Annotated in this window: 11 protein-coding genes; 5 read left to right on the top strand and 6 right to left on the bottom strand. The window is 70.8% G+C overall.

What is annotated here, in order from left to right:
- Window positions 1-18: 18 nt before the first annotated feature.
- The 3 genes from ACQPY0_RS39650 to ACQPY0_RS39640 are packed head-to-tail and all read right to left on the bottom strand — an operon-like array spanning window position 19 to window position 3,159.
- The gene (locus ACQPY0_RS39650; protein ID WP_432973036.1) at window positions 19-864 is read right to left on the bottom strand and encodes a carbohydrate ABC transporter permease; all 846 of its coding nucleotides are present in this window, start codon (window positions 862-864) and stop codon (window positions 19-21) included.
- A 5-nt stretch (window positions 865-869) separates the two neighbouring features.
- Window positions 870-1,811 (bottom strand): carbohydrate ABC transporter permease, encoded by a 942-nt coding sequence (locus ACQPY0_RS39645; protein ID WP_432973033.1) that lies wholly within the window; start codon window positions 1,809-1,811, stop codon window positions 870-872.
- A gap of 55 nt (window positions 1,812-1,866) precedes the next feature.
- Window positions 1,867-3,159: an ABC transporter substrate-binding protein gene (locus ACQPY0_RS39640; protein ID WP_432973030.1), complete on the bottom strand. Its 1,293-nt coding sequence runs from the start codon at window positions 3,157-3,159 to the stop codon at window positions 1,867-1,869.
- Between the two features lie 285 nt (window positions 3,160-3,444).
- Here ACQPY0_RS39640 and ACQPY0_RS39635 point away from each other — a divergent pair, with 285 nt between their 5' ends.
- The 4 genes from ACQPY0_RS39635 (at window position 3,445) to ACQPY0_RS39620 (ending at window position 7,983) form a co-directional block, all read left to right on the top strand.
- On the top strand, window positions 3,445-4,278 hold the full coding sequence (locus tag ACQPY0_RS39635) for a DeoR/GlpR family DNA-binding transcription regulator (protein ID WP_432973027.1): 834 nt from the start codon (window positions 3,445-3,447) through the stop codon (window positions 4,276-4,278).
- Window positions 4,279-5,961: 1,683 nt separating this feature from the next.
- Window positions 5,962-6,234: a hypothetical protein gene (locus ACQPY0_RS39630; protein ID WP_432973024.1), complete on the top strand. Its 273-nt coding sequence runs from the start codon at window positions 5,962-5,964 to the stop codon at window positions 6,232-6,234.
- A gap of 11 nt (window positions 6,235-6,245) precedes the next feature.
- Complete coding sequence (locus ACQPY0_RS39625; protein ID WP_432973021.1) at window positions 6,246-6,410, top strand: hypothetical protein; 165 nt, start codon at window positions 6,246-6,248, stop codon at window positions 6,408-6,410.
- Window positions 6,411-7,413: 1,003 nt separating this feature from the next.
- Window positions 7,414-7,983 (top strand): dihydrofolate reductase family protein, encoded by a 570-nt coding sequence (locus tag ACQPY0_RS39620; protein ID WP_432973018.1) that lies wholly within the window; start codon window positions 7,414-7,416, stop codon window positions 7,981-7,983.
- A gap of 15 nt (window positions 7,984-7,998) precedes the next feature.
- Here the strand turns inward: ACQPY0_RS39620 and ACQPY0_RS39615 are convergent, their stop codons facing one another.
- The 3 genes from ACQPY0_RS39615 to ACQPY0_RS39605 are packed head-to-tail and all read right to left on the bottom strand — an operon-like array spanning window position 7,999 to window position 13,486.
- On the bottom strand, window positions 7,999-11,181 hold the full coding sequence (locus ACQPY0_RS39615; protein WP_432973015.1) for a BTAD domain-containing putative transcriptional regulator: 3,183 nt from the start codon (window positions 11,179-11,181) through the stop codon (window positions 7,999-8,001).
- A gap of 18 nt (window positions 11,182-11,199) precedes the next feature.
- Entirely contained in the window at window positions 11,200-12,615 is a 1,416-nt protein-coding gene (locus tag ACQPY0_RS39610; protein WP_432973012.1) for a M1 family metallopeptidase, read from the bottom strand.
- A 10-nt stretch (window positions 12,616-12,625) separates the two neighbouring features.
- Window positions 12,626-13,486 carry a metal ABC transporter substrate-binding protein gene (locus ACQPY0_RS39605; RefSeq protein ID WP_432973009.1) on the bottom strand — a complete coding sequence of 287 codons (861 nt, stop codon included), beginning with the start codon at window positions 13,484-13,486 and terminating at the stop codon, window positions 12,626-12,628.
- 114 nt (window positions 13,487-13,600) lie between these two features.
- Here ACQPY0_RS39605 and ACQPY0_RS39600 point away from each other — a divergent pair, with 114 nt between their 5' ends.
- The gene (locus ACQPY0_RS39600; protein ID WP_432973006.1) at window positions 13,601-14,245 is read left to right on the top strand and encodes a dihydrofolate reductase family protein; all 645 of its coding nucleotides are present in this window, start codon (window positions 13,601-13,603) and stop codon (window positions 14,243-14,245) included.
- The last annotated feature ends 14 nt before the right edge of the window (window positions 14,246-14,259 follow it).

Below are 14,259 nucleotides of genomic sequence, written 5' to 3'. Positions count from 1 at the left end.
TTTTGCGTGCGATTGCTGTCAGGCCTTGACGGCGCCGGCGGTGAGCCCGCCGATGAACCGCCGCTGGAACAGCAGGAAGAGGACGAGGACCGGAATGGACCCGAGGATGCTCATCGCCATCATCTGGTTCCACTCGTACGAGTGCTGGCCCATGAGCATCTGGATGCCGATCGGCACGGTGCGCATGTCGTTGGTGCGGGTCAGCGTGAGCGCGAACAGGTACTCGTTCCACGAGATCATGAACGTGTAGACCCCGACCGCGATCAGGCCGGGCACCGAGATCGGCACCAGGATCCGCCACAGCGCGGTCCAGCTGGTGCCGCCGTCGACCTTGACGGACTCGTCCAGCGCCCGGGGCAGCGTGTTGAAATACGCGGTGATCATGATGACCGCGTACGGGAGGGTGAACACCATGTGCGTGAGGATCAGACCGGGATAGGTGTTGTACAGCCCGAGCGCGACGACGAGCCCGAAGTACGGAATGACGAGCGTGATCGGCGGCACGGCCTGGACGCTGACGATCACGGCGTTGATGGTCTTGGAGAACGGGAACGTGTAGCGGCTGAACGCGAATCCGGCCAGCACTGCCACCAGCAGCGTCAGGATCGTCACCGCGAGGGCGACGATGTAGCTGTTGAGGAAGAACCGCAGCTGCTCGCCGCTGCCCAGGATCTCCTTGTAGGCGTCGAGCGAGAAGCTCTTGGTGATCAGCTCCGGCGGATTTCCGAACACCTCCCCGTTGGCCTTGAACGAGGTGGACAGCATCCACAGCACCGGCAGGCCGGCGAACAGCCCGCCGATGACGAGCCCGGTGATGACGCCGGCCTTGGCGAGGGTGCGACGGGTCTTGACGTTGATGGCCATGCGTCTCACCGCTCCCGTTGCTGGCGCACGTAGAAGAAGGCCAGGACCATCGTCAGCAGCAGCACGATCACGGCGGCGGCGGACGCGGTCGCGAACTCGTACTCGCTGAAGGCCTGCTTGTAGGTGTAGGTGCTGAGCATCTCGGTGGCGTTCAGCGGCCCGCCGCCGGTCATCATCCAGATCAGCGCGAACTGCTGCGACGTCCAGATCAGGTCGAGCACCGCCATGCTGATGATCACCGGGCGCAGCTGGGGCAGCGTCACGTGCACGAACCGCTGCAACCAGTTGGTGCCGTCCACGGCAGCCGCCTCGTACAGGTCGTTGGGGATACCCTGCAGCCCGGCGAGCAGGCTGATCATGAAGAACGGGTAGCCGGACCAGATGTTGACGAACGTGACCGCCCACAGCGCCTTGGCCGGGTCGCCGAGCCAGTCCACACCGTGCTGGATGACGCCCAGCGTGTGCAGCACGTAGTTGACCACGCCGGACGGGTCGAGCAGCAGCCGCCAGATGACGGCGATCACCGCGATCGTGAACAGCCAGGGCAGGATGTAGACGATCCGGAAGATGGCCTTGGTGACCCCGCCCAGCAGCTGGGTGTTGAGCATCATCGCGAAGCCCAGGCCGAGGACCAGGTGGGCCACGGTGCTGACCGAGATGAAGATGGTGGTGTTCTTCAGCGCGGCCAGGAAGTCCGGGTCGGTGAGCACCTTGGTGTAGTTGGCGAACCCGGTGAACACCGAGTTCTCCTGGATGATCACGTTGTCCCGGAACGAGTAGCTGATCACCATGACGATGGGGACCACCATCAGGACCACGATCAACAGCACCGTGGGGGACAGATAGCCGTACGGGATCAGGCGCTGGGCCAGGCTGGAGCGGGACCGGCCGGGCGTGGCCTGCTCCTCGGCGGGCGCCGCGGTTTTCGGTGCCGTCATGGATGTCATGGCTGTCTCCTAGATCGGGCGCCGTGCCGGCGGACCGGCACGGCGCCCGGGCGGGCTACTCGATCACCGACGACCAGGACTGCTGCGACTTGGCGAGGGCGTCCTTGACAGTCGTCTTGCCGGTGAGCACGAGCTGGAGCTGCTCGTCGAAGCTGCGCATCAGGTCTTCGGACTTGGGCAGGCCGACGAACTCGTTGGCCGGGTAGCCCTGCTGGTAGATGTCGAAGGCGGTCTTGAACATCGGGTCGCTGTTGCTGAAGTCGGGCTTGGCGTTCTTGTTGCCCGGGAAGCCGTTCGCGATCGTGCTCAGCTTGGCGTTGGTCTCCTGGCTGAGCAGGTAGGACACGAACTTGAACGCCTCGGCCTTGTGCTTGGTGGAGTTGGAGATGCCGATGCCCCAGGACGCGTACGGGATGCCGCGCTTGCCCGTGAAGCCGTCCTCGGCCGGCAGGGCCGCCACCTCGAACTTCAGGTCCGGCTTGTTCTTCTTGATCAGGTTGATGTGCGCGAGCGAGTCGATCATCATCCCGACCTGGCCGTTGGTGAACTTCTCGACCTTGTCCTGTTCCTTCATGGTGAGCGCGCCGGGGGCGATGACGCCCGCGTCGTTCAGGCTCTTCACGAAGTTGACCGCGCTCTCGACCGGCGCGCTGGTGAGGTTGGGCTTGCCGTCGTCGGTCAGCATGCTGCCGCCGGAGGCCCAGAGCCAGGACATGACGTCGTTCTGGACGCCGTTGGGCACAGCGGTGTCGAGCGGGAGCGCCCAGCCCTTCACGTCACTGCCGGTCGCGCTGATCTTCTTGGCCGCGTCGAGGAACTGGGTGCGCGTGGCGGGCACGTCGGCGACGCCGGCCTTGGTGAGCAGGTCCTTGTTGACGAAGAGCGGGTAGACGAAGTTGACCACCGGGATCATGTAGGTCTTGCCCTTGACCTGCACCTGGCTGGCGAGCTGGCTGGAGTCGTAGTTCGCGTCGCTCATCAGCTTGGACAGATCGGTGATCGCGCCCTGCTTGGCGAAGTCGTTGACCCAGGCACCGTCGAGGCCCACCACGTCGGGCAGCGTCTTCGACGCGGCCCCGGTGATCAGCTGCTGCTTGGTCGAGGCGTACGGGGCGCTCAGCAGCTTGATCTTGATGTTCGGGTTCTGTGCCGTGAAGTCGTTGACGATCTTGTCGAACTCCCCGGCCGGAAGCTCGGCCCCCCACCACTGGGCGAACTCCAGCGTCACGTTGCCGCCCGAGGCGGTGTCGCTGGAGGCGCTCGAGCCGCACGCCGCCACGAACGCGATCGTCGCAGCCGCCGTCACCGCCCCTATCACTCGCTTCAGCCGGGTTGCACGAACGGTCATGGCGGGCTCCTTGTATATCGAGATCTTTCTGTTCTGTGCTGTGTTGGCGTCACGTTAGCAGCGTGTTACGGATCTGGACAAGAGAAGAACGGCAGAAAACTGCGAAGTACGGCATACTGTTGCGCGAAGGGGTAGAGACGACAGCCGTGCTAGCTGTAGTTTGCCTGGTCGGGGCCGCCTTTGCGCGGGTCCTGCCCGACCTTGCGGCATCGCGCGGCTCTACGCGGCAATGTGCGCGGTGCACCCGGATTTGTGGCATACTGCCGCACTGACAAGGAGGAAACAGTGAGCGTTGGCAGGGACGAGCGGCAGCGCCACCTACCTGCCGGACGCAAGGCCCAGCTGGCTGCGTATGTCGCCGACACCGGCCAGGTCACGGTGGGCGAGCTGGCCGAGCGTTTCCGTGTCTCCATCGACACCGTGCGGCGCGATCTCGATCAGCTGGCCGCCGACGGCATCCTCGTGCGCACCTACGGCGGGGCCGTCAGCCTGTCGACGGTCTTCCGCACCGACCGCGCCGTCGACCAGCGGCTCTCGGTGCAGGAGCAGGAGAAGGAGAAAATCGCGGCGCTGGCCGCGGCCCTGGTCCAGGACGGCTCGACCATCATGATCAACGGCGGGACGACCACCCTCGCGCTCGCCCGCAACCTCGGCCAGCACCGCGACCTCACGGTGGCGACCAACAACCTGCTGGTGCCGGGCGCGCTCCCGCCCACGGCCATCCGCGACATCTACGTCTTCGGCGGCGCGGTGCGCTCGCTCACCCTCGCCACGATCGGCCCGGTCAGCTTCCGCGCCAACACCGGCGCCGAGCTGGACATCAGCTGCGACCTGGCGCTGATCGGCGTCGGCGCGCTCGCCGCCGACGCCGGCTACACGACGAGCAACCTCGCCGAGGCCGCGATGATGCAGGAGATGATCTCCCGGGCGGCCCGCGTGGCGATCCTCGCCGACTCCTCCAAGTTCGGCCGCCGCCTGTTCGCCCAGGTGTCGGAGCTCAGCGCCGCCGACTACCTGATCACCGACACCGCGCCGCCACCGGACCTGCGCGACGCCCTCAAGTCCAGCGGCGTGGAGCTGATCACCCCGGCCAAGGCCCTGGCCCCACGACAGGCGTGACCCTGGCGCCGCTACTCGCCGCGCCGCCGCTCAACTCCCGGTCCAGGGTCTCCCGCGCGTCACGCATCGCCTAGGCGTACGCCGGTTCGCCGAGCCGCCGCGATCGATGCGCTGCCGCGGCGAACGCGGCTTCGCACTCCTCACCACCCGCTGGCACGCCCTGCAACACACCTCCGCCAGCCCAACCAGAATCGGCGACTTCGTCAAAGCGGCACTCATGCTCACCCAATTCGAGCACCGCTACCTGCCGGCTTCTTATTGAGATCACCTCATTGCGAAGGAAACGGTCGACGCGCGTGCGTCGTCGTCGTTATTGAGGCGCTCGGAATTGTGGTCGGTGGTCCGTGGGGATAGCGCTTGACGGGTTTCGTGCGTGATATTTCCCGGGAACAGCTCTCATGTGCTGGCCGGCGCTGATTCTGGCCAGTATTTCTTCGCGGTGCCGTGTCAGCGGGCCGGCGCGGATTCTCGCGGGTGCGCCCGCGCCGCGCCGGCGGGTCGGCGGGATGGCGCTAATGCACGGGATGGCGCCAATGCAGTGGGTGCGGCGGGCGCCGCGAGGCGGAGCCGGGTTGATCGGCGCCATGCGGCCGGGTGCGGCACTCCGGCGTGGTCGTCCAGGCCGGTATCGATCGCGGGGTCGTCCGGGCTGCGCGTGTGCTTCGGCCGCGGGTGGTGCTTCGGCCGCGGGTGGTGCTTCGGCCGCGGGTGGTGCTTCGGCCGCGGGTGGTGCTTCGGCCGCGGGTGGTGCTTCGGCCGCGGGTGGTGCTTCGGCCGCGGGTGGTGCTTCGGCCGCGGGTGGTGCTTCGGCCGCGGGTGGTGCTTCGGCCGCGGGTGGTGCTTCGGCCGCGGGTGTGTCGAAGCCCTGTCCTTGGCCGGCGGTGCCGAGGTCCTGGCTGGGGCCTTGGCTGGCGGTCGCGCCGTGGTCGTGGTCGTGGCTGGCGGTCGCGTTGAGGTCGTGGCTGGCGGTCGCGTCGAGGTCGTGGCTGGCGGTCGCGTCGAGGTCGTGGCTGGCGGCCGCGCCGTGGCCGTGGCTGGCGGTCGCGCCGTGGCCGTGCGCGGTGCCGGGGTTATGGCTGGGCCATGCCGTGGTCGTGCGTGGCGCCGAGGTCGTGGTCGTGCGTGGCGCCGAGGTCGTGGTCGTGCGTGGCGCCGAGGTCGTGGCCGTGCGTGGCGCCGGAGTCGAGGTCGAAGTCGCGGGTGGGGCCGGAGCCGGGGGCGGAGTCGAGAGCGGGGCCGGTTCGTTCACTGAGCCTTTCCGGCCGTCGGCAGCCACGCTTGCCAGCGGGGTGCTCGCGCGTATTCGGCGGAGTTTCTCGGCGTGTCGTTGGGTGAGGCCCCACGCGCGATGCCGAGCATGTTCCCGGCGGAACTCCTCATTCGCCGCGGAATAACGACGCGACCTGGTCCGGTCACGCATGGCAGCCAATTCAGACTTGCTAAACAATTGTAGCTGCCCCATGGATTCATTTTCCCATAATCCAGCCGGACCCGCTGCCCCACACGGCCGGCGGTAATGTCAAATGGTGCACGCACATGCCGCGCTGAGGTTTGCTGCTCAACCTGACGGAGGCTGGGCCGTCGGCCACAAACATGCCGAATGCCGTGCACCCGATCATGGCGCCAGGTCACTCCGGTACTTCGCCCCGGCGTCTTGGTGCTTGATGCAGGCAGGATGGACCGATGGCGACGACAAGACGGCCCGACAACGTCGACGCCCCCACCGTGGCGGGCCTCATTGAACGCTGCCTGCGCGAGGGCAACAGTCGCGACGATCCGAGCAGCGAGGTCATCGAGCGGATGTACGACCACTGCACCGAACAACGCATCAAGGAGCCCGCCACGCAACGGCAGATGTTCGTCGCCGGCGCAAACGGGATCGCCGGCACGGTCTCCGGCGACCGCAACCAGGTCTACACCATGTTCGTGCACCCCGGGCTGCCGGTCGCGGCATAGGACGGCTCCTCATGCGCCACATCGAGGCGCTGGCCCTGATCGACGGCTACGACCACAGGGAAACCGGCGCGAGCATCACAGCGCATGACTTCTACCGCCGGCTCGGCTGCATCGACGCCCGCTCCACCGGGACAGCGTTCGGCTTCAACTCCATCCTGCGCCGCGATCTGCCCTGACGGAAACAGCTACCGAGCCGGACGGCAGCTGCACGCTCATGCCGCAATCCACGCATATGTAGCGCCGCCGCCGGTTCGCGCGGCGTCACTGTCTGCCACCAGCTCGGCGCGACCCGGGACCGGGTTGTAAAAGGATGGTTGCGTGCGAGCGGCGCTGGCCGCTCCCCGTGGCTTGGTGACGGGTTCGCGCATCTGCCGGGGATGTCGAGGCTGCGGTCTGCCCGGAGGTACGAGTTCTGGTCCTCCGTGGGTTGAGGGCCCGGTATCGAGGGTGTCGGACGGCGCGGCCGGCGAGCAGGCCGATGCCGTCGGCAGGTGGCAGTGCTGATCGCGTCGGCGAAGGCGAGCCCGGCACAGGTCAGGTCGGTGCGTGGGAACGCCGGCACGAGGGTGGCCTGGCTGGGTGGGGTCAAGCGTGCGCCACCGGGAGCGGATCTTCCATCGGCCGTACGGTGATCTTGTTGGCCAGCCAGCCACGGGTGGCGGCCGAGACCGCGACAGCGGCGGCGAACGTCAGCCAACGGCCGGTCGATGGCCGGTGTCGTGGGCTGGTATGAAGACCCGGCGTGGCCGCCGGTCCGAGGTCGTTTTTGGTCGAACCCATCGAAGTGCGGGGGCCTCGCCCGGCCGTCTCGTCGTGGTCGGTGCCGATCGTTTCGTGTTTCGGATCGTGATCTTCTCGACCGGGAGTCCGGTTCCAGGCCGGCCAACTCGGTGATCAAGCGGCAGGCCTGCAGCAATGCGGAATCCGCAGTCCTGTCAGATCAAGGGATGACCCGCGACAACCCCACGATGCAACGGGCTCAATCGGTTCACACCCGGGCGCCGGGTGAGGCTTCGCCTTCGGGGCGGCGAAGTTGGCACGACCGCATATCTGCGGGCGACCGGCCGCGGGGCCGGGCCGTAGGGCGATCTGAAGGAAACCGTAAGGGCGCTTCGGCATAGTCGTTGTCACAAGGGCGGGCGGCACGGGGCCGCCGCCACGGATCGACAGGAGCTGGCAGTGCGCAAGATCATCGAGTCGACGTTCGTGTCCATGGACGGGATCATCGACGACACGCGGCCGTCCACGGCCTCTCGCGCGGAGCCGCAGCACTGGGGCCAGCCGTACTGGGACGAAGAGCACATCAGCTACACCATGAAGCTGATGGCCGGCGTGGACGCCATGCTGCTGGGCCGGGTGACCTTCGAGGCCTTCGCCGAGGCGTGGTCGGGCCGCGACGACGAGGGTGCCCAGTTCATGAACGGCCTGCCCAAGTATGTGGCCTCGCGGACGCTGACCGCGGTCACGAGCTGGAACGCCACCCTCATCGAGGGCGACGTGGCCGAGGAGGTCGCGAAACTCAAGGAGCAGCCCGGCGGGAACATTCTGAAGTACGGCACCGGCGAGCTGGACCGTACCCTGGTCGAGCACGGCCTCGTCGACGAGTTCCACTTCTGGTACTTCCCGGTCATCGTCGGCGCCGGCAAGCACCTGTTCGAGGGTGCCGGGTTCGACACCACCCATCTGAAGCTGGCGGACGTGCACCAGTTCGGCTCCGGGATCGTCGTCCACGTCTACGCGCCGAAGTAGCCGCGACGGCGAAGGTCAGGCCCGGTCCCCGTCCAGCAGGGACCGGGCCGCTTCGGGCGTCAGCTCGCCGCCGCGGGCGAACAGGGCGGCGAAGTCCGGCTCGGCGGCCCGGACCGCGGCCGTGATCCGGTCGATCTCGTCCCGATCCGGCGCGGGCCCGGGCTGCTCGTGCCGCCGCCGGGTGGCGTCGGCGGCCCCGAGCAGTTGCGCGGCCAGGCCGGGGCGACCGTCCAGCACCAGGGCGTCGGCCATGCCCACGAGCGCCCACGCCATGCCGGCCGCGGAGCCCTGCCCGCCACAGATGTCGAAGGTTTCCCGGTGCCAGGCCAGTGCCGCCGCCGGATCGTTGCGCTGCCCGGCCAGGAGCCCCAGCTCGGCCAGCACCATCGACAGGTAGGGCGGAGGGCTGCCGGCGCTCTGCTGCTGCCGGGCGGCGGCCAGCAGCCACCGCAGGTGTTCCTCGGCCAGCTCCAGCCGCCCGGACCGGCGGGCGGCGAACGCCAGGCTGATGGTGGCGAACACCTCGCCGGCCCGCTGCTCCTGCTCGGCGGCGAGCCGCCGCGCCCGCTCCCCGTGCTCGCAGGCGCTCGCGTAGTCGCCGGTCTGCACCGAGATCCAGGCCAGCCAGCCCAGCCGGCCGGCCACATCGGACCACAGCCCCAGATCCTCGGCGATCCGCAGGCCCTCCCGGCTCAGTCGGCCCGCCTCGGCGTGGTCGCCGGTCATGTCGGCCAGGCCGATCAGCCAGCCGGTCGCCTGGAGCACGCCCCAGTCGTCACCCAGCGCGCCGAACAGCTCGGCACTGCGCCGCGCGTCGTGCTCGAGCGATTCCGCATCGCCCCGCATGTGCGCGAGCATCGCCCGGGTGCCCAGCACGGCCGCCTCGCCCCAGCGGTCCCCGCTCGCGTGGAACGTCTCCAGTGCCCGCTCCAGCAGCTCGCTGGTGGCCGTCGTGTCGCCGAAGTCGATGATCGAGCTCGCGAGGAACCACTCGGCCCGGGCCCGCTTCGCCGGATCGGCCGCCGGGTCGTACCGCTGTAGCACCTCAACCGCGCGCTCCGGCCCGGCCTGCCCCTGCCGGATCGCCAGGCCCGCCTCCCAGGCCTCGGCGGCCGAACGCGGCGCGGCCGATGCCTCGCCCGGCCCGGCCAGCGCACCGGCCAGCTCCCGGCGCGCCTCGGTGAGGCGGCCACGCAGGAACCAGTACCAGATCAGCGCCTCCGCCAGCCGCAGCGCCGGCCCGGTCGCGCCCTCGCGGCGGAACGTCTCCGCGGCCACCCGCAGGTTCGCGGCCTCGGCGTCGAGCCGGTGCAGCCACTCCCGCTGGCCGGGCCCGCGCAGCTGCGGCTCGGCCTGTTCCGCCAGGGCCAGGTAGTGCTCGGCGTGGCGGCGCCGCAGCGCGGCCTCCTCCCCGGCTTCCCGCAGGCGCTCCAGGCAGTACGCGGACACCGACTCCAGCAGCCGGAACCGGGGCCCCTCGGTGCGTGTCACGAGTGAGCGGTCCACCAGCCCGGTGACTAGATCGAGGACCTCGCCGCCGCCCACCGCCTCGGCCGAGGCCAGTGTGCAGCCGCCGGCGTGGACGGCCAGCCGGCGCAGCACGATCCGCTCCGGCTCGGCCAGCAGCTGCCAGCTCCAGTCGATCACCGCCGCCAGGGTGCGCTGCCGCTGCGGTGCGTCGCGCGGTCCGTGACGCAGCAGCCCGAACCGGTCCCGCGGCACACGCAGCCGGGCGGCCAGCTCGGTGACGCCCAGCGCGGGCACCCGGGTCGCGGCCAGCTCCAGGGCCAGCGGGATGCCGTCGAGCCGCCGGCAGATCTCGGCGACGACGCCGAGGCCGGCGCTCTGCGGTTCGACGGCAAGCCCGGCACGCGTCAGAAAGAGCTGGACCGCGGGGGAGCGGGCCAGCCGACCGGGGTCGTCGGTGTCCGGAATGTCCAGCGGTGGCAGCTCCCAGCGCGCCTCGCCGCGCAGCCGCAGCGGCTCCCGGCTCGTGGCCAGCACCCGCAGGCCGGATGCGGCCGGCAGCAGTGCACCCAGCAGCCCGGCCACCTGTTCCACCACGTGCTCGCAGTTGTCCAGCACCAGCAGCGCCCGCCGGTCTCGCAGGGCGGCGGCCAGACGGTCGCCGGCCGGCGCCGAACCGCCAGGTGGGTCCGGGATGGACAACGCGGACAGGACCGGCTCGGCCGGGTCGCCCCGCCCGTCCCAGGTGGTCAGGTCGACCAGCCAGGCGCCGCCGGGGTAGGTCTCGGCCACGGCCCGGCCGACCGCCACGGCCACGCTGGTCTTGCCGACCCCGCCCGGGCCGGTGAGCGTCACCAACCGGCCCGACCCCAGCAGCTCCCGCACCCGCTGGACCGCCTGGTCCCGGCCGATCAGCTCGGTGACCGGTGCCGGCAGGTTGGTGGCGGGCCGCGGGTTCGCCGCCGCCGGTCGCGGCGGGTCCTCGGCCGGGTCTCCGGACAGGAGGGCGCGCTGCAGCGCGGTGACCTCCGGGCCGGGGTCGAGGCCGAGCTCGTCGGCGAGTTGCTGCCGCAGCCGCTGGAAGCTCTCGAGGGCCTCGTGCGTCCGGCCGGCGCGGTGCAGGGCCCGCATGTGGGCGGCCCGCAGCCGCTCCCGGTACGGATGCCGGGTCACCAGCTCGCCCAGCTCGCCGACGAGTTCGCGGTGCCGGCCGAGGTCGAGCCGGGCCTCGGCGGAGGCCTCGACGGCGCTCAGCCGCTGCTCCTCCCAGCGGGCCGCCGCCGCCCGGGCGAAATCCTCGTCGGCGAAGTCGGCCAGGGCCGGTCCACGCCACAGGCCCAGCGCCTCGGCCAGCAGCCCGGCGCGGGTGCGGGGATCGCCGGCCGTCTGCGCCGCCTCGTGCAGCAGCGCGGTGAACCGTGCGGCGTCCACGGCGTCGGGTGTGGCCCGCAGCGCGTAGCCGGGGGGCTGGGACACCACGCAGTCCCGGCCGCCCGGCTCGGCTCCTTCCAGGGCGCGTCGCAGCTGCGAGACGCGCACGTGCAGCGCGGCGCCCGGATCGGCCGGTGCCGCCTCACCCCAGAGCGACTCCACCAGCCCGTCCACGGACACCGCACGACCCTCGTGGAGCAGCAGCGCGGCGAGCAGGGCCCGGACCTTGCGACCGGGAATCGTGACCGGTTCCCCCTTGTCGGTCCACACGGCCAGCGGTCCCAGCACCCCGAAATGCACGGCACCAGGCTACCGACCTCAGGACGGGGTGGTGGGGGAGTCCAGCCAGGCGTCGATCAGGGACGTGAAGTCGCGGCCGGTCCGGTGGTTGACGAAGGTGACGAAGGCCGCCCGGTCCTGGGCGGTGCCGGTGTGGGCCGCCGACCAGGCCCGGCCCAGGGCGAAGAACTCCCGGTCGCCCAGGGCCTTGCGCAGCTGGTGGAGCATCAGGGCCGGGCAGAGGTACACGTTGTTCTCGGCGAAGCTGTCCGCCTTCGGGTGGCCGGGCGGGCCCAGGCGGTGGCGCAGGTCGGCGTCGGCGGAGCGGGCCGCGCGCTCCCAGCGGTCCATGGCCGCCGGGTCGCTGCCGGCGCGGTGCAGCTGCTCGAGGTAGGTGGCCCAGCCCTCGTTCAGCCACACGTCCTGCCAGGTCGACGGGCCGACCGCGTCGCCGAACCACTGGTGGGCCAGCTCGTGCAGCAGCACGTCGGAGGCGGTGGCGGAGTCCTTGAGGACGGGGGCGCCGATGGTCATCATCTGCTGGGTCTCCATCGCCGAGGCGGACGGGACCAGCACGGCGCCGGTCGAGGGGAACGGGTAGGGGCCGAAGCGATCCTCCAGCCACTGGACGTACTCCGGAAGACGCCCGAGCGAATCCAGCGTCGCGGCGTCGGAGGCCGTGCGCGTCCACAGCGTGATCGGCAGGCCGTGCGGGCCCGTGAGCTCGGTCTTCGTGTAGCGGCCGACGGCGAGCGTGGTCAGGTAGGAGGCGACCGGATATGTCGACGAGTAGTGGAACGTGCCGCCCGAGGCCGGGCCGGGGGTGCCGCTCGCGATCGCCGACCAGCCGTCCGGGACCGTCACCGCGATGTCGTACAGCGCCTTGTCCGAGGGCTGGTCGTTGGCCGGGTACCAGGTCGAGGCCCCGTAGGGCTCCTGCATCGTCCACAGGTCGCCGTCAGGGGTGACGGTCAGGCCGAGCGGCTCGACGTCGCCGCGGTGGGACGGCATCGGCACGGTGGCCGGGGTGCCCGCGTAGGACACGCCCAGCGTGGTCACGGCGCCGGCCGCGAGCGGGTGGTCGACGACGAGGTCGCCGTCGGTGATGCGGCCGGTGGCGGCGGCGCCGTCGACGCTTAGGCTCTGGATGCCGTACGCCGCCGAGAAGTCGAGCCGGATCTGCGGCACGGCGCTGACCGCGCGGAGGCGGATCGTGGCGGTTCCGGTCAGCGTGCGCGGCTGCGGCGCCCAGGTCAGGGCCAGGCCGTAGTGCAGGACGTCGAGGGACGGGTTGCCGTACGCCGGATAGATCGGATCCGCGACCGGCGCCGAGGTGCCGTCGGAGTTGGTGCGGTCCTGCACCGTGACGGCGGGCAGAGGGCGCGACTCGACCGGGGCGGGCGTGCACCCGGCGAGCAGCAGCACGGTGACCATCGTGGCCAGGGCGCGTCGCATCGGCCCAAGGTTAACGGCAGCCCAGCGCATCGCGGAGGGCCGCGAGGTTCGCGCGCATCGTCGTGAAGTACGTCTCCCCGTCCTCGACGCCCTCGATCGGGTCCAGCACCGCGGCCTTGGCGCCGACCTCACGGGCGACGGTCTCCGAGAGCTTGGGGCTGACCAGCGACTCGAAGAAGATCGTGGTGACGCCGCGCTCCTTGGCCAGGCGCGCCACGTCGCGCACGCGCTGCGGTCCGGGCTCCTCGTCCGGGTTGAGGCCGGTGACCGGGACCTGGACCAGATGGTAGCGGGCGGCGAGGTAACCGAACGCCTCATGACTGGTGACCAGGTCGTGCCGGGCGCAGTCGCTCAGGCCGCGCTCGTACTCCCCGTCGAGCTCGTGCAGCCGGGCGGCGAGGTCGTCGGCGCGGGACCGGTATCCGCCCGCGTTCGCGGGGTCGGCGGCGTCGGCGGCGGCGAGGCGGCCGGCGACCTGCTCGGCGATCGCCGCCAGCCGCACCGGGTCGAGCCACACGTGCGGGTCGGCGTCGTGCAGCGGCTCGACCCCGGACACGTCGAACGTGCGGTCCTTGTCCTGCAGGTCCACGGCCTCGTCGACGGCGGGCTGGAAACCGCGCAGGTAGAGCACCAGGCCGGCGTCCTCGAGCGCGGCCAGCTGGCTGGGCTGCAGCTCCAGGTCGTGCGGCTCGGCGCCGCCGCGGGTGAGGTTCTGCACGGCGACCCGGTCGCCACCGATCTGCTCGGCGACGAACTGCAGCGGGTAGAACCCGGCCACGACCCGGACCCGCCCGTCGTCCGGCTGTCGGTGCACCGCGCAGCCGCCCAGGGTGAGCAGGACCGCGACGAGTGCCGCTGCCCTCCACCGCATGCCGCCCAGTCTCGCCGCTGATGACAATCATTGTCAAAAACGCATGCGTGTCGAGAACCGCGGCGCGGCGCCGACCGTTGGGCGAGACTGACCCGCGAGGAAGGGACGAGACCGATGCCACAGCTGCGCGTACACAACTTCTGCATCTCGCTCGACGGCTTCGGGGCCGGCCCGGACCAGAGTCCGGACGACCCGATCGGGGCCGGCGGCGAGCGGCTGCACGAGTGGATCTTCCAGACCCGCGCCGGCCGGGCCATGGGCGGCCGGGAGGGCGGCTCGACCGGCCTCGACGACGAGTTCGTGCGCGCCGGCGTGGAGGGGATCGGCGCCACGATCATGGGGCGCAACATGTTCGGCCCGGTGCGCGGCCCCTGGTCGAGCGACCCGGAGTGGTCGGGGTGGTGGGGGCCGAACCCGCCGTTCCACCACCCGGTCTTCGTCCTGTGCCGCGAGCCCCGGCAGAGCATCGCGATGCGGGGCGGCACGGTCTTCCACTTCGTCACCGACGGTATCGAGAAGGCCCTGGAGCGGGCGTTCGACGCGGCCGGCGGGGCGGACGTGCGGCTGGCGGGCGGGGTGGCGACGATCCGGCAGTACCTGCGCGCCGGCCTCGTCGACTCGCTGCACCTGCCGATCATCCCGATCCTGCTCGGCCGCGGTGAGCGCCTGCTGGACGACGGCCTGACCGGCTACGAGGCGACGACGTTCACCGCCTCCGACGCGGCGGCCCACGTCGTGCTCACCCGCACGCGACCGTGAGGCGGCCGGGCCGG

This window comes from Dactylosporangium sp. CA-233914 (assembly GCF_050942935.1).
GTDB lineage: Bacteria > Actinomycetota > Actinomycetes > Mycobacteriales > Micromonosporaceae > Dactylosporangium.
This window is presented reverse-complemented; position numbering and strand designations above follow the sequence as displayed.